Here is an 18,241-nt window from a genome sequence, read left to right on the forward strand (position 1 = left end):
ATGGAGTTGACTACAGGCTCCATCCTTTTTTGAATTATCAGGTTATTGATTTTCTCTAAACAACAGGAGGTGGCACAGCATGCGGTATTTTCGATTTTTATCAGAGGCGAGGCAGCAAGATCTTTTTTTCAAGCGGCCGGGGGCGATGCATTCACAGACACCGAGGCATGTACTTGCGCATGCATTAGGTGCTACTTTGTATATGCCTGCGACACGACAAGATATAGCAGATATGCTGCTGTCGCAGAAATATGAAGCGCTTTGCTCTGTTGTATTTTGCTTGGAGGATGCCATCGGTGATCAAGAAGTGGACATGGCTGAACAGAATCTAGTGGCACAACTGACCAGTCTCAAAGAGAAAGTCACGCAAGCTCCTGAAACGGCTGCACATTTGCCTCTTATATTTATTCGCGTTCGTTCACCGAAACAGCTGCTTAAAATGGCAGACTTGCTCGGTTCCTCTCTTCAATTACTTACCGGTTTTGTGTTCCCGAAGTGCTCGGTCCATAATGCGAAGGATTATTTGGACAGTCTGAAACAGGCATCGTCCCAAACGCAGACAGCACTTTATGGGCTGCCCATTTTGGAAACACCCGATTTACTAGAAAAAGAAACGAGATATACGGTGTTGTCAGAATTAAAGCAGATCTTGCTGAATGACGAGGAATATATTTTGAATATTCGCATTGGGGCAACGGATCTTTGCGGTTTGTACGGGATTCGCCGTGATCGTGACACGACCATTTATGAGATCAATTTGATTGCTGATTTGATCACAGATATCATCAATTATTTTGGCCGTTCCTTTGTGGTATCAGGTGCTGTGTGGGAGCATTTTGGCCCTACACGAAAGGAACAAAAGCCATTCATACGGGCACTTTCTCATAAGAGTGGTGAATCGTCTTCATCTGAATTTGATGACGTACAAGGTTTACTCAAGGAGACAAAACTCGATGTGGCTAACGGCATTCATGGAAAGACGGTCATTCATCCAACACATCTCAAACCGGTTCAAAGCATGTATGTTGTAACGAAGGAAGAGTATATGGATGCATTAAGCATTCTTGAACATGCAGACGGCACAGTTGGCGTAATGAAGAGTACCTTCTCTAATAAAATGAATGAAACGAAGCCCCATTACAGGTGGGCAGAGCACATTTTAATGAAGTCAGATATTTACGGGGTGTTTCATGAAAATAGAAGCTATATCGACATACTCACAGAAGCAGAAGCCGCATACGCTGAGCATCTTGGAACATATGGAAGTTGAGCTTGATCTCAAAGAAGGTGCGCTCCAGCTAGAAAAAGAGCATCTTTTTGACATGGCTGCAAGGGTGAACAAAAAAAGAGCCTTTTTATTCGTTAGTAAGGTGCTTGGTAAGCACATTCCTGTTCATCCAGTAAAACCGCTCCTTGTCTCGGGCCTTTTAGCCATGGCGTATGCCAAAGAGCAAACAGGCAAGACGTCTCCACATCAAGACCTTTTGGCAGAAGCACTCAAGACAGATGACCACACGGTATTAACTAAAGCCTATGAAGCGCTCAAAAAAGAGAAGCTCTCAGTAGGAAAACAGCCGATCGTGATCGGCTTTGCAGAAACAGCCACAGCTCTTGGGCACGGTGTGTATGACGTATTAGAAGGTGCATCTTACATTCATACAACACGTGAACAGCTGCTGGATCTTGATCCTTCATTGGTATTTGAAGAAGAGCATTCGCATGCAACGGATCAGCTTTGTTATGCAGACGAAGCATTACTTCGCACAGACCGTCCCATCGTGCTAGTTGATGATGAAGTCACGACAGGCCGTACGAATATCAATATCATTCGGGATCTTCATGCAAAGCACCCGCGGCATTCTTACACGATTCTGTCTATTTTAGACTGGCGGACAGAGGAGCACGAGAAAGCCATGTGTGAGCTTGAAAAGGAACTTGGTATTCACATCACTTCATTGTCTTTATTAAAAGGGCAATTGGTCTTTCGGGGCAAAACGCTGGATGAACCAGCTTATTCGTATGAGATTGCTGAGCAAAAGGATCTGCCAAATCTCTCTTTTCACTCTCTTCAATCTTTCTTTCAGCAAGTGCCGTATGCACGTTCTCATGCAACCAATTCGGCTGGTCATTCGCCATATATACATGAAACGGGTCGTTTTGGTTTAAACGCAGCAGATACAGCAGCCATCGACCAAGCAGCTGCAGAGGCTGGACTGAAACTGAAGAAGGAACGCAAAGGAAAGCAGACACTTTGTTTAGGAACAGGTGAGCTGATGTATGTACCGATGAGACTGGCTGCATATATGGGAGAGGGCGTTCTCTTTCATTCAACGACGAGAAGCCCAATTCATCCCGTTGAAAAGGATGGTTACGCTGTTCAAAATGGGTTCACCTTTGTAAGTCCAGAGGATGCACGAATTCAGCACTACGTGTACAACATACCAAAAGGTCAATATGATGATGTATTTCTCTTCTTTGAGAAAAAGGTCTCTCAGGAGGCATTGCTTCCGCTTGTTCATTTATTTGCTGAGCGGCTTGTGAAGCATGTGCATATTGTGACTTTATCAGACGAGGTGAAGGTGAATGGCTAATGTGTATACAAAAATGGGAAGCTATCCAGAGCAGGATGTAACCTTCTTACTCAAAGATTTATCATCCATTGAGATGGAGAAAAGTACAGAGGAGCGGGAGCGTTCCATTCAGAGTGGTGCGCATTATTCAGAAATGCTGCCGATTGAATATAAACCAACGGAATCTTATATGGATTTATTCTATGAATCTCTGAAAGAAAGTAAGGAAAAGGTAGCAGAAGCAGTAGCTGTAGTAGCCGAACAGATTGTGAAAAAGCGAGGCTTCCAAACGGTGCTTTGCAGTTTGGCTAGAGCGGGAACGCCGATTGGGGTGCTCATCAAACGATATATTCGAAAGACATATGGTCTTGAACTGCCTCATTACAGCATTTCTATCATTCGTGATCGAGGAATAGATGAGAATGCGCTGCATTATATGCTCAAGGAACATCCGGGCTATGAGATTGCCTTTATTGATGGATGGACCGGAAAAGGTGCGATTTCGAGAGAGCTCCAAAAAGCGGTGCTTGATTTTGAAAGAAAGTACGGGATTCGTCTTTCTAGTGAACTGGCTGTACTCGCTGATCCTGGCTATTGTACACATGTCTACGGAACGAGAGAGGACTTTCTCATTCCTAGTGCTTGCCTGAATTCGACTGTATCTGGACTTGTTAGTCGGACGGTACTAAACAACCGCTGGATCAATGCCGATGATTTCCATGGGGCAAAATATTATGAAGAGCTGCTTGATGAGGATGTGTCCAATCTGTATGTGGATACAATTGAAGAAGCCTTTTCTAGCCTCGAACCAAATATAGAAGAGAAAGCAGAGACCATCCTCACGCAAGGAATGCCTGCGGATTGGCGGGGGATGGCGTCCATTGAAGCGATCGGTCAGGAGTTTCAAATTGAAAACACCCATTTGATTAAGCCCGGTGTTGGTGAGACGACCCGTGTGCTGCTGAGAAGAATCCCTTGGAAAATCTTGATACAGCCTGGATCTCAGGAGAAGCTAAAGCATATTTTGCTTCTGGCAGAGGACAGAGGCGTTCCTGTCATTGAATATGAAAATATGTCCTATACGTGCTGTGGACTCATTCGTCCGCTGGAGCAGATGTCATGAAGACAAGTGCGTTTGCCAGTGATTTAGACAGGACACTGATTTACTCACATCGAGTGCTGGATCAATATGAGTATGAAGGAGATTATGAATTAGTTGAGATGCTAGATGAACGTCCGCTTTCCTATATGTCGGTTGAAACGAAGAAGTCCTTACAGACGATTCATCAATTGGGCTGGTTCATTCCAGTGACGACAAGAACGACCGCTCAGTATGAACGGATCACCTTCTTTCAGCAAGAGATCAAACCGGAGTATGCCGTCACGACAAATGGGGGCTGTATCCTTCATCACGGCAAGCCGCTTGAGGATTGGCAGGTCATTGTTGATGAGAGGCTCAAAGCGTGTATGTCAGTCAGAGAGATGCTAAGAGCCATCTCCGAACTGCCAGTTGCGGCATGGGTGAAGCGTACCCGGACAGCCGAGGGAAGATTTCTTTATTTGATTATGAAGGATGAGTATCTGTCTCGCATTCCACTTGCTGAATTGAAGCAGTGGGGCGAGGAGAGAGGCTGGCAGGTGTCTCTACAAGGGCGAAAGCTTTATTTTATTCCGGCACCGCTCAATAAGTGGGATGCTGTTGCTTTTCTAAAGGAACGTCTGGCGCTTGAATATGTATATGGTGCGGGTGATTCCCTCTTAGATGCAGGACTCATTCGACAGGCAGATATAGGCTTTGCCCCAAGGCATGGAGAAGTGCTCGACTTTGATCCATTGCTTGAGCCGACAGCAGCATCTGGCATGGCAGCAGCAGATGAAATCACGGCTTGTGTCATGAAGCAGATGACAACCGCAAAAAAGCCTTCGATTCGATAGCAGAAGTAGAAGGGTGAATGATATGATAGTAGTAGCTTTCAAGAAAATATAGGAGAAAGGAAGGAGCGGCGTGAGTTATAAAGAAATCAATATTAACCAAACACGGGCGGAGCAGGAAGCCTGGAAAAACGTGCTGAAAAAGCCGCTCCCTGAAAGAGACGGTTATGTAAAGGACGAGCATACATTGTCCTTGCCGCGTCTCGCCGCCCGGGTCCTTGGAACTCCACATGATGCAACCGATTATTTTATTTATTTACATGAATTATATGAAACAGATGGCATTCATATTTTAAGTGAAACGCTCAATCGTCATATTGAGCCGGAGCATTTTCAAGCGCTTCAACGCATTCATTTGATTAACCAAGAAGAAAAAGGATTGTCTGTGAATCGCTTTGTGGCTTTCTTAGATGGTGAACAGCTGATTGTACGCCATCCAAATCCTGTGATGAACCGGCATATCCGCCTTTCATTGATTAAGGTGTTTGAGCATTTCAAACAGCTGCATGAAGGGGGATTTCAGCATCCCGATTTTCGCCGGGTTTTGCTGGATGTAGTAAAGTTCTCAAATAATCATCTAGGTCCATGGCTGAAGGAAGTCAATATAGAAGAAAAAATGCCGGCTGTCATTTGGTATGGAGAGGCGAATAAAAGTCAGCTTTATTTTCTTTACTATGTCATGCTGATTGGCTGTGATGTTGTGCTATTTCATCCAGAGGGCGAGGATTCATTCCGCGAACTAGATCCAGAAGAAAAGCTGACTTTTATTGATCAGTATCCGGGGACTTCAAAGCTGGAACCGTTCCCTACTGAAAAGCCTGAGAGGAAATCAACGGTGGCGTACCGCTCGACTAGAGAGCTTGAAGAGGTGCTCCATACGGAAGATTCAATGCTGTATAAGCCGTGGCAATTCAGAGATCATACCCCTCATTCTATTACGCTGAAGACAACGTATGATGAGCTGTTTTTAATTGCAAAGGAACGCTCCTTTATCCGCCCTAATTTTCAAGCAGACCGTGATACGATACAGATTCCGAATCTCTTTGCGAAAATGATGGGGGTCACACGAGACAAGCGTGAATACTGGGATCGTATCCACACGTTAATGGAATGGAAAGAGACGAAGACCATTCGCCATTTTCCTTTTACGAAAGAAGTGTCTTCGAATTATCAATTTCATTATCAGCATGCCCTTTCGTCTGCTGGAGAGATTGATCCTGAATTATTAATGAAAAGCAATGTGTGGCAGTTTTCTCATCTATATGAGGGGACGCAGCGTGCGATAGCAGAGGCGGTATCTCGAATCTGTCAGCATCCGAAGCTATTAAAAGAAGGCAATGAGACTGAATCAGATGTCCGTATTTATTTATTCAAACAGGTACTGCATATCGGCCAGGAGCTCATTGAACTCATTCAAACTTTTGATTATGCACAAACCGTACCGAAAGTGATTTTATATCATACGGAATATAATGGTGAGCTGACTCGTTCTGATGCGGCTGCCCTCATTTTTCTAAATGAAATGGGTGTGGATCTCTTCGTGTATCATCCGTCGGGATACCAGTGTATCGAGCGGTATATAGATGACCAATTATTTGATACCCATTGGCTTGATGAGATGGTCATGAACCAGGAGTTTAAAGAGCCATCCATCGTCAGAAAATTATTTCAATCCATTAAAAACCGATAAGGAGATCAAAGCTTATGACAAATACAAACGGAAATGACATCATTTCAATTGATAAAGAGGAAATCTCCATTGAGAAGGCAGACGATATCCGCGTTCAGCTTCGAAATGAACCAGAAGTGCAAAATATTGCAAGACAGATCGATGCGAAAAATCAACTGGAGCTGCTTGAATACGGAAAACAGCCAGCCGTTGAAATCTCTAAGTTCTCTGATCGTATTCTTTCGATGATGCGCTCAACTAGTGTCACTGACTCAGGAACGATGCTGACACAGCTTGGAAAAATTATGGATCGTTTTGATAAAAATGATTTTGACGAGCCAAAGGGTGGTTTACTGTCAAAAATCTTTAAGCGCGGCGGCAGCATGATTGAAAAGATTTTCAGTAAATACCAAACGCTCGGTGCAGAGATTGAAAAAATTAATGTAGAAATCAGTAAATATAAAGACGAAATGACCAAATCGACTGTGACGCTTGAAGAAATGTATGAGCATAACATTCAATACTATATGGAGCTTGAAAAGTATGTCGTTGCAGGTCAAATGAAAATCGAGGAATTAAAGCAATTGGTTCCTTCTTATGAAGAAAAAGCAGCTAGTGGAAACCAGCTAGCACAAATGGAGCTTGATACACTTCGTAACGGCATTCAAGCGTTGGAAGAGCGTGTATATGACCTTGATATGGCACGGATGGTGGCTCTTCAAACGGCACCGCAAATTCGCCTGCTGCAGCGTGGTAATACGAAACTAATCGGTAAAATCAACTCAGCGTTCATCATCACGATTCCGATCTTTAAAAATGGCATCATTCAAGCTGTGACAGCGAAGAGACAAAAGCTTGTGGCTGATTCAATGAGTGAACTGGATAGAAGAACAAATGAAATGCTGAAACGAAATGCTGAAAACATCTCAAGCCAAAGTGTGGAGATTGCCAAATTGTCTGGACGTCCAAGTATCGACATTGAAACGATCGAATCTTCCTTTAATACGATTGTACAAGGGATGAAAGAGACGAAACAGATCGAAGAAGAAAACAAACGATTACGCGAAGATGGAACAAAGCGTATGCTTGAATTGCAAGATAATATTAAGCGAGCTGCACTAGAGTCCTAAAAAATAAGCTGTCTGTAACTAAAGTTGCAGGCAGTTTTTTAATATTTTAATTAAAATTTGAATGAAAAAGGTTTCTATGTGACCATTTTCGGGTAAATCCTGTTCAGGGGAATGGTTCACCCATGTTTGAAAAAGTCCGCTATGGTGAGGATTTGAGTTATTTTTTAGCACAATTAGGAATTTCAAGTAAAATATTGTCTGATGAGAGGAAATACCCCGTAAAATATGTTGTTTATGAAGCATTCTATAGGATTTACGAGTAATACGGCGTATAAACTCTAATCACCAGACCTCTTATATGGAATTCATACATATTGTGCGGAAATAAGCGAATTCTAAAGATTGTTCGCATCATAACGCTTATGTTACGGTTATTAAGATGCTAATTTGGAGGGAAAATATGAATTCTGAAGAGAGAAATATCAAAATCAAGATAAATAATGTATCTAAAATTTTCGGTAAAAATGCTAAAAAAGCATCTCAAATGCTTGAAAAAGGGAAAACAAAAAGAGAGATCCTAAAAGAGACCGGCGCAACAGTTGGTGTCAATCGAGCAAATTTTGATGTGTATGACGGCGAGATATTTGTCATCATGGGGCTATCAGGGAGCGGAAAGTCCACACTTGTGCGGCTGCTAAATAGGTTAATCGAACCAACCTCCGGAGAAATATATATTGATGGGGATATGATAACGAATATGTCAAAGGATCAATTGCGTGAAGTTAGACGTAAAAAGATCAGCATGGTCTTCCAAAACTTCGCATTGTTCCCGCACCGCACCATTCTTGAGAACACAGAGTATGGTCTTGAATTACAAGGTGTAGACAAAGAAGAGCGTCACTCAAAAGCGCTTGAATCTTTAAAGCTTGTTGGACTTGAAGGCTTTGAAGAGCAATATCCAAACCAATTAAGTGGTGGGATGCAGCAGCGTGTTGGATTGGCACGTGCATTAGCAAATGATCCTGACATTTTATTAATGGATGAAGCATTTAGCGCACTCGATCCATTAATTCGTAAAGACATGCAGGATGAATTGCTTGAGCTTCATACATCTGTAGGGAAAACGATCATTTTCATTACCCATGATCTAGATGAGGCGCTTCGGATTGGCGACCGCATTGTGCTCATGAAGGACGGAAATATCGTTCAAATCGGAACACCAGAAGAAATTTTGATGAACCCATCGAATGAATATGTTGAACGTTTCGTTGAAGATGTTGACCTTTCTAAAGTATTAACCGCTGGTCATATTATGAAACGTGCAGAAACAGTTCAGATCGACAAAGGGGCTCGTGTTGCACTTACGCTCATGAAAAACCTTGGAATTTCGTCAATCTATGCAGTCGATAAGAAAAAGCATTTATTAGGTGTTATTTCTGCACAAGCGGCGAAAAAGGCGGCAGAAACGAATACGTCGCTCGAAACTGTTCTTGATAAAGAATTTACAACTGTATTGGAGTCTACGTATTTAACAGAAATCTTTGATGCAGTGTCTGATGCGGCAAATATTCCAATTGCCGTTGTCGATGAGAAAAACAGAATGAAGGGTATTGTGGTCAGAGGTGCATTAATTGGTGCGTTATCAGGTAATGATGAGTATATCAACATGTCTTCTAACAAGCTTGAGGAAATTAAAACACAAGAGCCTTCTGCACAGGAGGTAGAATAAGATGTTTAGTATGAGTGATTTACCTAGAATTCCGTTCGCGGATTACATCGATCAATTTGTTGACTGGTTAACATTAACTTTTGGTGGTTTCTTTGATGGGATCACAAATGGATTGGCAGGAACTGTAAATGGAATTGTTGCAGTACTTGGCGTGGTTCCATCTATTATTTTGACACTTATTTTTGCAGGGCTAGCTTGGTGGATCAGTACAAGAGGAATTGCTCTTTTCACACTTATTGGATTTTTGCTGATCGACTATTTAGGCTACTGGCAGCCAATGCTTCAAACACTTGCGCTCGTTTTAACAGCTGTGGTCATTTCTATCGTGATTGGGGTTCCGATCGGTATTTGGGCATCACAGAAGGAAACTGTGCGTAAAATTGTGACACCTATCTTAGATTTAATGCAGACCATGCCTGCATTCGTTTATCTATTACCAGCAATCTTCTTCTTTAACATTGGCGTTGTACCTGGAGTTGTGGCATCCGTTATTTTCTCCATGCCGCCAACGATTCGTATGACGATTCTCGGTATTAAACAAGTACCATCTGATTTAATTGAAGCAACAGAAGCCTTTGGTTCAACGACATTCCAGCGTTTGTTCAAAGTTCAGCTTCCACTTGCAACAAAAACCATCTTAGCTGGTATTAACCAAAGTATCATGCTTGCTCTATCAATGGTCGTCATCGCGGCAATGGTAGGTGCACCAGGACTTGGTTCAGAAGTATATAGTGCGGTAACGCAGCTAAAAACAGGAATTGGTTTTGAAGCGGGTATTGCCATTGTTATTGTGGCAATTACACTTGACCGTATTACACAAAACATTAAAACGAAAAAAACCAGGGGGAATGCTTAATGTGGAAAAAGTCTCTCTACATTGGGATGACCGCCCTGCTTGTCTTTTTACTAGCCGCTTGTGGTGCAAAGTCAGATTCAAATGCGAGTGCAGCACAGCAGGTGAATAAAACCATTATCGGCATTGATCCGGGTTCAGGGATTATGGCGCTCACGGATCAAGCGAAAAAGGATTACGGCTTAGAGGATTGGACGGTTGTGTCTGCATCAAGTGCAGCCATGACTGCAACGCTCAAAAAATCTTACGACCGTAAAAAGCCAATCATCATTACTGGCTGGAATCCACACTGGATGTTTTCTCGTTATGATTTAAAATATTTAGATGATCCAAAGAAATCTTACGGTGAAGCGGAAGAGATTCATACGATTTCACGTAAAGGGTTTGCAAAGGATCAGCCGGATGCAGCCAAAATGCTTGGTCAGTTTAAATGGTCTCAAGATGACATGGGCGAAGTCATGATGGATATCCAAGATGGTATCAATCCAAAGGATGCCGCCGTTAAATATGTGAAAAAACATAAAGACCAAGTAGCGAAATGGACAAAAGGCGTGAAAAAGTCGAATGGTGAAAAAGTCAATCTTGCCTACGTTGCGTGGGATAGTGAGATTGCAAGTACCAATGTTGCTGCAGAAGTACTGCGTGAGCTCGGATTTAAAGTGACCTTGACTCAGGTGGAAGCAGGTCCAATGTGGACAGCAATTGCAACTGGAAGTGCGGATGCCTCGTTATCTGCTTGGCTGCCAAATACGCATAAAACGTATGCAGCGAAGTTTAAAGGGAAATATGATGATCTAGGCACAAGTATGAAAGGTCTTCGCATGGGTCTAGTTGTTCCGACATATATGAAGAACGTCAACTCGATTGAGGATTTGAAAAAATAGCCAATTATGATGAAGTTCCCTTATAATAGGAGGGAGCATATGAAAAAGCAGTCTGCTCAAGAAGCGGCTGCTTTTTTCTTATATATAAGGAAGGTGGACGAGTTGTCGATGATGGTTAAGCCAATCATGATTTTTCTGCATGGCGGAGGAGTAAGCAGCTGGATGTGGCAGGAACAGATAAAAACATTCAAGGAAGCGTATGAATGCTATACGCCTGATCTCATTGGTCACGGGACAAGAGCAGATGAACAGTCATATTCCATGCGAGAAAGTGCTCTTGAAGTCATCTCGTGGATCAAGGAGCATACGCATGGACGTAAAGTGATACTTATTGGCTTCTCTCTAGGTGCACAGGTTGCCGTTGAGGTGTTATCAAAAGAGCCTGACATCGTAGACATAGCCGTCATCAACAGCGCACTTGTGATGCCGCTGCCATGGCTTTACTTGATGGTGAGACCTCTTTTACCTCTTACGTATCCATTATTAAAGAAAGATTGGTTTATCGAGCTCCAAGCTGAAAAGATGGGGCTTCCAAACGATGTACTCAATCACTATGTGGCTGATTCGAAAAGTTTACAGAAGAAAACCCTTCTGACGATGTTTCAAGAAAATCTCCATTACAAGCTCCCAAACACGTTTCAACAAGCGAAGGCACGAATTCTTGTCACAGTGGGAGAAAAGGAAAAAGGTATTATGAAACGGTCAGCAAAGAAAATAACGAATTCACATCCGCAGGCAGCAGGTGTCATCGTTCCGGCTATCGGACATACATTTACGTTTGAAAAGAAGGAACTGTTTATGGATATGGTTCAATGCTTTATAGAGGAACGTGCGTTACCAGTGGAGTTAAAGGAAATCAAGTAACCGAAAGTAAAGACAGGCATAAAAGAGGCAGCCAGATCTTAGAACCGATATGATAGAGGTATAAAACGCTTACAGATGAGCTGCTGTCTGACTGAAAGCTCAGGAGACGTAGAAGGAGGAGCTATGAGTAAAAACTATATCATATTCGGTGCAAGTCAAGGATTAGGGGATGCTTTTGTGAAAGGTCTTCCTTCAAGCGGAGATACAGTTTGGATTGTGTCTCGAAGTGAACCTAGCAGTTTGAAATTAGATGACGGTGTACATAGAATTTGGCTGAAAATTGATTTATCAAGCCAATCTCATATTCCACACATGATCGAAGCATTGGGGAACAAAACCATTGATGTCCTCATCTACAACGTCGGTTTATGGGAAAAACGAGGCTTTGAAGATGATTATTCATTTGATCACGATCAGCCAGAGGATATCGCTCGTTTAATCAATGTGAATGTCACCTCAACGATTACATACATCCAAGCACTGCTTCCGCATGTCAGGAAATCGGAGAATGGAAAAATTATCGTGGTTGGCTCAACTGCGGGACTCGATCATACAAACCTGCCGCAAGTTTCTTTTGTCGCATCTAAGTTCGGCCTGCGCGGAATTGTGAATGCACTAAGAGAGCATGTGAGAAAAGATAAAATATCCGTCACCTGTATCAATCCAGGAGAATTGGCGGCAGAGGTTCCATATGAAGATGGAGCCGAAAAAGCCATCGCTCTATATGATGAAACAAGAATTCCTGTGCAGGATATAGTAGAGCTTGCGAGATGTGTGATTCATTTATCAAGGGTATCCTGTGTAAAAGAAATCAACGTCCCAGCCATGACAGATTTGAATGCATAATATCAAGTAGACCACCCGCTAAAAAACGGGTGGTTTCAGCGTGTAGACAAACCCTCGCATTCGTTGTCAGTCCTGCGTGCTGGTGCTCACGAATGTCAAATTCGCTTCGCGCCAGTACTCGTCCTTCCTAGACTTCAAAGGTTTTCTATCACGCTGAAAAGGAGACAAAGGACTAAAATAAAGATCATTTTAGCCCTTTGTCAACAATCTGAGACCACCCGCTAAAAAAACGGGTGGTTTTTTTATTTTATGATGAATGCTGCTGAAGAGTCTGATAAACAGCTTCAGTCAAAATCTCAATGCCGGTAAACATAGCAGAGCGGTCGAATGTCATATATGGATGATGTAGACCGGGCTTTAGATCACAGCCTAAACCAAGCATCGTGGATTTGATATGCGGAACCTTTGCTGCATAAAAGTGAAAATCCTCTCCGCCTGTCGTTACGAGCGGAGGATCAAGCTGCTCTTTACCTAAAACCTTTTCAATGGCATGAGACATCATCTGGACGGCTTCCTCATTCAAGGTAGCGGCAGGCAGACGATGATCAGTTGAAAGGGTAATGGAAGCGCCAAAGGCATCCGCTACAGAATGTACGGCTCTTTCAATTTCTTTTTCTAGTTTATCCATCACTTCATTTGTTTGTGCTCTGACATCTAGTGTAAAAGAAGCTTTGCCAGGGATGATGTTTGAACTGCCTCCGCCAGCATGTAGGTTGGTCATTTTCACAGAATGTGCAACTCTTGGGTCGACATGGATATGTGCGAGTCTTTGCACGAGGGTAGAAGCCACTTCAATGACGTTGACCCCTAGATGCGGGCGTGCACCGTGGGCTTCCTCACCAATAATTGTGCCGATGTAATGATTACTCGATCCATGCAAGATCGCAGGTGCGCAGCGTCCGTTTAATGTTTCTTGAATTGGGCGAACATGTACTCCGTATAAGTAATCAACGTCTGCTAGCACACCTTTTTCAATCATTTTCAGCGCACCGCCGCCTTTTTCCTCAGCAGGCTGAAAAATGAAGCGGATGGTGCCGTTTGGGAGCTCCTTTTCTTTTAATGCCATGAAGGTGCCGAGAGCCATTGTCATGTGTGCATCGTGACCACATGAATGATTGGCTTGAAATTCCCCATCTACTTCCTGCCAAAGTGCATCAATGTCTGCTCTCACCGCGACCACTGGTGAACCTTCTCCAATTTCACCGATCACTCCTGTACAGTCGTCAAATGTTCTAGTCTGACAACCTATTTTCTTTAATAAGTTCTCAAGATAAGCCGTCGTATTCGTTTCTTCCCAGCTGATTTCTGGGTGAGCGTGCAGGTGATCAAAGATGTCTTTCACCGTTTGCTGCATGTCGTTTGTCAAAGTTGTCATGAATAGCCTCCTTGCTGACAGAAAATCTGTCAAAATATTCTTTTAGTGAAATAATATTGATCTTAAATATCATCAGTGTTTATAATATAACACATCATTTGATTATTCAGAAAATTAAGTGAAATTCCGATCGGGACAAAGGGGTTTTGACACATGAAAACAGCAGCAGTATCACCACCAGAGAAACAAAAAAGAAAACTTCAAATGCCAGATGCGTATGTTCTCTTATTTATCATTGCGCTCATTTGTACCATTGCAACATATTTTGTACCCGCGGGTGAGTTTGACCGAAAGACATCGGGGGAAATCACAACAGCTGTTCCTGGCAGCTATCACCGCATTGATCAATCACCCGTAAGTCCAGTGGGCTTTTTTACAGCCATTCAGGAAGGGATGGTAGGGTCTTCTTCTATTATTTTTCTCATTCTATTTACTGGCGGAACCATTGCCATTTTGGAGAAAACAGGTGCCATTAACGGAATGATTCACCATGTCATCAGCAGATTTCAAACAAAGCAATTATTGTTTATTTGTATTGTTGGAGGATTATTTTCAGTGCTTGGAACGACCGGGATTGTCGTGAACTCCGTTATAGGATTTATTCCAATCGGGATTATTGTGGCAAGATCCTTGAAATGGGATGCTGTGGCAGGAGCTGCGGTCATTTATATTGGCTGTTATGCCGGGTTTAACGCGACCATTTTGTCTCCATCTCCACTGGGGTTATCTCAGACAATTGCAGAACTGCCGATTTTTTCTGGCATTGGTCTTCGTGTCATTATTTATCTTTGTTTTCTTATATCTAGTATTGTGTACATCTATTTATATACAAGACGCTTAAAGAATAAAGAAAAGGGAAGTCTTCTTGGAGATGAATGGTTTCCTGCGAAGGGACTTGGCGGATCTGATGCAGAATCTGTGGACAAGCCTGAATTTACGAGCAGACATAAGCTGATTTTAGCAGTGTGTGGATTGTCTCTTGGGGGCTTCTTATATGGCGCGCTTCAGCTTGGCTGGACCGATAAGGAAATGGCAGGAGTCTTCATTTTTATGGCCATTGCTGCTGGATTACTTGGCGGATTAGCAGCCAATGATATTGCAAAAACGTTTATCGTCGGCTGTCAAAGCCTTGTTTACGGCGCACTCATTGTTGGGATGGCACGCTGCATTTCTGTCATTTTGGAAAACGGTAAGCTGCTTGATACCGTGGTCAATGGCTTGGCGAGTATGTTGACAGGATTTAGCCCAATTGCTGGTGCGATCGGGATGTATATTGCGAGTGCACTTCTTCACTTTTTGATTTCATCAGGATCAGGAGAAGCGGTTGTCTTTATTCCAATTCTTGCGCCGCTGGCTGATTTAATGGGCATCACAAGACAGGTCGCTGTAGAAGCGGTTATGCTTGGCGAAGGGGTGGTTAACTGTATCAATCCGACATCAGGTGTGTTGATGGCTGTGCTCGCTGCAAGTGGTATTCCTTATGTGAAGTGGCTTCGTTTTATGGTGCCGCTTGCGCTCATTTGGTTTGTCATTGGACTTGTCTTTATTTGTATCGGCGTGATGATCAACTGGGGACCTTATTAACATGTATAAAGCTGCTGACAATCGTTTGGCAGCTTTTTTCTTGTGGAAATATGCATGGAGACAGCGCTTTGAAAGCACAATAAGTGTGTTCACAAATTCGCTACATATTTTTTTTGAGCAACCCCCTTGCAAAAGTTTGTGAAGTATTGCACAATAAGAATGTGAAATACTTCACATACAAAAAACAACCTAGTTTTACTCAGGAGGATGAGATAAATGACAAACGAAAAAGTAAACAAAGTAGCACTTATTGGAGCAGGTTTTGTAGGTAGCAGTTATGCCTTTACATTAATAAATCAAGTGATCACAGATGAATTGGTTGTCATCGATTTGAATCAAGATAAAGCAATGGGTGACGTCATGGATTTAAACCACGGGAAAGCATTTGCTCCGCACCCAGTGAACACATGGTATGGAGATTATGAGGATTGTAAGGATGCAGACATTGTATGTATCTGTGCTGGAGCGAATCAAAAGCCAGGTGAAACGAGACTTGACCTTGTTGAGAAAAATTTAAATATATTTAAAGGCATTGTAGACAATGTGATGAAAAGTGGATTCGATGGTATTTTCTTAGTCGCCACAAACCCTGTTGATATTTTAACATATGCGACTTGGAAATTCAGTGGACTGCCAAAAGAACGAGTGATTGGCAGTGGAACTACACTTGATACTGCAAGATTTAGATACATGCTCAGTGAGTACTTTGACGCAGCGGCACACAATGTGCATGCGTACATCATTGGAGAGCATGGCGATACAGAGCTTGCTGTTTGGAGTCATGCGAATATCGGAAGTGTACCGATTACAGAATTAATGAAGAAAAATGATCAATACAAACAAGAAGATTTAGATGAGATGATGGAAAATGTCCGTCATGCCGCTTATCAAATCATTGAGAAAAAAGGCGCTACTTACTACGGCGTAGCGATGAGTTTGGCCCGCATAACAAGAGCGATTCTGCACAATGAAAACAGTATTTTGACTGTCAGCACTTACTTAGATGGAGAGTACGGAGCAGAAGATGTCTACATTGGTGTACCTGCCCTTGTGAATCGAAATGGCGCAACAGAAGTGATAGAGCTTGCACTGAATGATACAGAAAAAGAACAATTCGCGCACAGTGTGAATGTGTTAAAAGAGATCTTGGCTCCTCATTTTTAATCAAAAGCAATCTATCTGAGCAGAAAAGGATGAATCACTATGTGGCAGCAAATATATAATCCGTTTGGTAATGAGTTCGTGAGTGCATTGGTAGCAATGCTTCCAATTTTGTTTTTCCTACTTGCATTAACCGTATTTAAGTTAAAAGGTGTTTTAGCCGCTTGTTTTACCTTAATCGTCAGTTTTGTAACAGCGGTTTTCTTCTTTCATATGCCAATTGAAAAAGCATTGTCTGCTGTGCTGCTCGGTATATCTAATGGGCTGTGGCCGATTGGATATATCGTCATCATGGCGGTGTGGCTCTATAAAATAGCTGTGAAATCTGGTAAATTCGATGTTATTCGTTCTAGTATTGCAGGAATTTCTCAAGATCAACGTCTTCAGCTCTTATTAATTGGTTTTAGTTTTAACGCATTTTTAGAGGGAGCCGCTGGGTTTGGTGTACCGATTGCGATTAGTGCCGCTCTCTTAACAGAGCTTGGGTTTAAACCGCTGAAAGCTGCTATGCTCTGCTTAATTGCCAATGCTGCGTCTGGCGCATTTGGTGCGGTGGGGATCCCAGTCATCACAGGGGCGCAAATGGGCAATATGACGCCGCTTGCATTATCTCAAATCCTTGTGTTTACGATTCCGTTTATTTCATTCTGTATTCCGTTCCTACTCATTCTCATTGTGGACGGATTCAAAGGGATTAAAGAAACGCTCCCTGCCTTGCTTGTTGTGAGTGGAAGCTATGCCATTTTACAAGCTGTCACAATGGTGACAATGGGTCCTGAGCTTGCCAATATTATTTCAGCATTAGCAAGTATGGGGATTTTGGCTTTATTTCTTCGAAAATGGCAACCGAAACACATTTATCGTGAAGAAGGAGCACCAGCCATTGAACAGAAACAAACGTATCGCGGCGTTGAAGTGCTAAAAGCTTGGTCTCCGTTTTATATTTTAACCGCCGTGATTACGGTATGGAGTCTGCCAGCATTTAAAGCATTGTTTGCTGTAGGAGGCCCGCTCAACTGGACAACCATTTTAGTGAAAATGCCATTTTTGCATCAGCAAATTGTGAAATTACCACCAATTGCACAAACAGCAACACCTATTGATGCGATCTTTAAAATTGATGTGATCAGTGCAACGGGTACGGCCATTCTGATTGCGGTGATGCTGACTGGTTTGTTTAGCAGACATATTACATTAACAGAAGGCGCTGCCTGCTTAAAAGCATCAGTGAAAGAGCTTTGGGTACCAGTTCTTACCATTTGTTTTGTCATGGGCTTTGCCAATTTGGCGAACTTCGCTGGTCTAAGTTCAGCCATTGGGCTTGCACTTGCCAAAACAGGCGATTTGTTCCCGCTTGTCAGCCCAGTGCTTGGCTGGATCGGGGTGTTTATTACAGGATCTGTCGTGAGTAACAACGCCTTATTCGGCAACCTTCAAGCGGTCACTGCTTCTCAAATCGGCTCACAGGCAGGTTTGTTAATTGGAGCAAATACAACGGGCGGGGTCATGGCGAAATTAATCTCTCCACAATCTATTGCCATTGCTACAGCAGCAGTTGGAGAAACAGGTAAAGAATCTGAGCTCTTCCAAAAGACTGTGAAGTACAGCTTCATCCTGCTCGGCATAGTGTGTATATGGACATTCATTCTTGCTCAATTTGTATAGGTTTAAAAAAGACTGAGACAGCTCTCAGTCTTTTTTTGT

At 42.7% G+C, this 18,241-nt stretch carries 15 protein-coding genes; 14 read left to right on the forward strand and 1 reads right to left on the reverse strand.

What is annotated here, in order from left to right; genetic code table 11:
- Window positions 1-79 precede the first annotated feature (79 nt).
- From MHI16_RS01640 to MHI16_RS01690, 11 genes are all read left to right on the forward strand, one after another.
- The gene (locus MHI16_RS01640; RefSeq protein ID WP_058015236.1) at window positions 80-1,270 is read left to right on the forward strand and encodes an HpcH/HpaI aldolase/citrate lyase family protein; all 1,191 of its coding nucleotides are present in this window, start codon (window positions 80-82) and stop codon (window positions 1,268-1,270) included.
- Window positions 1,260-2,591, forward strand: coding sequence for a phosphoribosyltransferase family protein (locus MHI16_RS01645; protein ID WP_058015237.1), 1,332 nt, complete (start codon window positions 1,260-1,262; stop codon window positions 2,589-2,591). Before MHI16_RS01640 ends, MHI16_RS01645 begins: the two co-directional genes overlap by 11 nt.
- Window positions 2,584-3,693 (forward strand): cysteine protease StiP family protein, encoded by a 1,110-nt coding sequence (locus MHI16_RS01650; RefSeq protein WP_058015238.1) that lies wholly within the window; start codon window positions 2,584-2,586, stop codon window positions 3,691-3,693. The genes MHI16_RS01645 and MHI16_RS01650 overlap by 8 nt, the downstream gene beginning before the upstream one ends.
- Window positions 3,690-4,505: an HAD family hydrolase gene (locus MHI16_RS01655; protein ID WP_058015239.1), complete on the forward strand. Its 816-nt coding sequence runs from the start codon at window positions 3,690-3,692 to the stop codon at window positions 4,503-4,505. The genes MHI16_RS01650 and MHI16_RS01655 overlap by 4 nt, the downstream gene beginning before the upstream one ends.
- Before the next feature lie 70 nt (window positions 4,506-4,575).
- Entirely contained in the window at window positions 4,576-6,192 is a 1,617-nt protein-coding gene (locus tag MHI16_RS01660; RefSeq protein ID WP_058015240.1) for a YceG family protein, read from the forward strand.
- A 14-nt stretch (window positions 6,193-6,206) separates the two neighbouring features.
- On the forward strand, window positions 6,207-7,301 hold the full coding sequence (locus MHI16_RS01665; protein ID WP_003217200.1) for a toxic anion resistance protein: 1,095 nt from the start codon (window positions 6,207-6,209) through the stop codon (window positions 7,299-7,301).
- Between the two features lie 400 nt (window positions 7,302-7,701).
- Window positions 7,702-8,970, forward strand: a complete 1,269-nt coding sequence (gene opuAA, locus MHI16_RS01670) for a glycine/proline betaine ABC transporter ATP-binding protein OpuAA (RefSeq protein WP_058015241.1) — start codon at window positions 7,702-7,704, stop codon at window positions 8,968-8,970.
- Window positions 8,971-8,980: 10 nt separating this feature from the next.
- Window positions 8,981-9,826: a glycine/proline betaine ABC transporter permease subunit OpuAB gene (opuAB, locus tag MHI16_RS01675; protein ID WP_058015301.1), complete on the forward strand. Its 846-nt coding sequence runs from the start codon at window positions 8,981-8,983 to the stop codon at window positions 9,824-9,826.
- The gene (locus MHI16_RS01680; RefSeq protein WP_058015242.1) at window positions 9,826-10,707 is read left to right on the forward strand and encodes a glycine betaine ABC transporter substrate-binding protein; all 882 of its coding nucleotides are present in this window, start codon (window positions 9,826-9,828) and stop codon (window positions 10,705-10,707) included. The genes opuAB and MHI16_RS01680 overlap by 1 nt, the downstream gene beginning before the upstream one ends.
- A gap of 39 nt (window positions 10,708-10,746) precedes the next feature.
- Window positions 10,747-11,571, forward strand: coding sequence for an alpha/beta hydrolase (locus MHI16_RS01685; protein ID WP_061406657.1), 825 nt, complete (start codon window positions 10,747-10,749; stop codon window positions 11,569-11,571).
- 123 nt (window positions 11,572-11,694) lie between these two features.
- Entirely contained in the window at window positions 11,695-12,417 is a 723-nt protein-coding gene (locus MHI16_RS01690; protein ID WP_058015244.1) for an SDR family oxidoreductase, read from the forward strand.
- Between the two features lie 247 nt (window positions 12,418-12,664).
- Here the strand turns inward: MHI16_RS01690 and MHI16_RS01695 are convergent, their stop codons facing one another.
- A complete protein-coding gene (locus tag MHI16_RS01695; protein ID WP_061406659.1) occupies window positions 12,665-13,792 on the reverse strand; it encodes a M20 peptidase aminoacylase family protein in 1,128 nt (375 codons plus the stop codon).
- 153 nt (window positions 13,793-13,945) lie between these two features.
- Here MHI16_RS01695 and MHI16_RS01700 point away from each other — a divergent pair, with 153 nt between their 5' ends.
- The 3 genes from MHI16_RS01700 (at window position 13,946) to MHI16_RS01710 (ending at window position 18,202) form a co-directional block, all read left to right on the forward strand.
- Window positions 13,946-15,376 carry a YfcC family protein gene (locus tag MHI16_RS01700; RefSeq protein WP_061406663.1) on the forward strand — a complete coding sequence of 477 codons (1,431 nt, stop codon included), beginning with the start codon at window positions 13,946-13,948 and terminating at the stop codon, window positions 15,374-15,376.
- A 216-nt stretch (window positions 15,377-15,592) separates the two neighbouring features.
- Window positions 15,593-16,540: an L-lactate dehydrogenase gene (locus tag MHI16_RS01705; RefSeq protein ID WP_003217251.1), complete on the forward strand. Its 948-nt coding sequence runs from the start codon at window positions 15,593-15,595 to the stop codon at window positions 16,538-16,540.
- 39 nt (window positions 16,541-16,579) lie between these two features.
- On the forward strand, window positions 16,580-18,202 hold the full coding sequence (locus tag MHI16_RS01710; RefSeq protein ID WP_061406665.1) for an L-lactate permease: 1,623 nt from the start codon (window positions 16,580-16,582) through the stop codon (window positions 18,200-18,202).
- Window positions 18,203-18,241: the final 39 nt, after the last annotated feature.

The sequence above is a fragment of the Bacillus sp. FSL K6-0923 genome (assembly GCF_038630825.1).
GTDB lineage: Bacteria > Bacillota > Bacilli > Bacillales > Bacillaceae > Bacillus > Bacillus pumilus.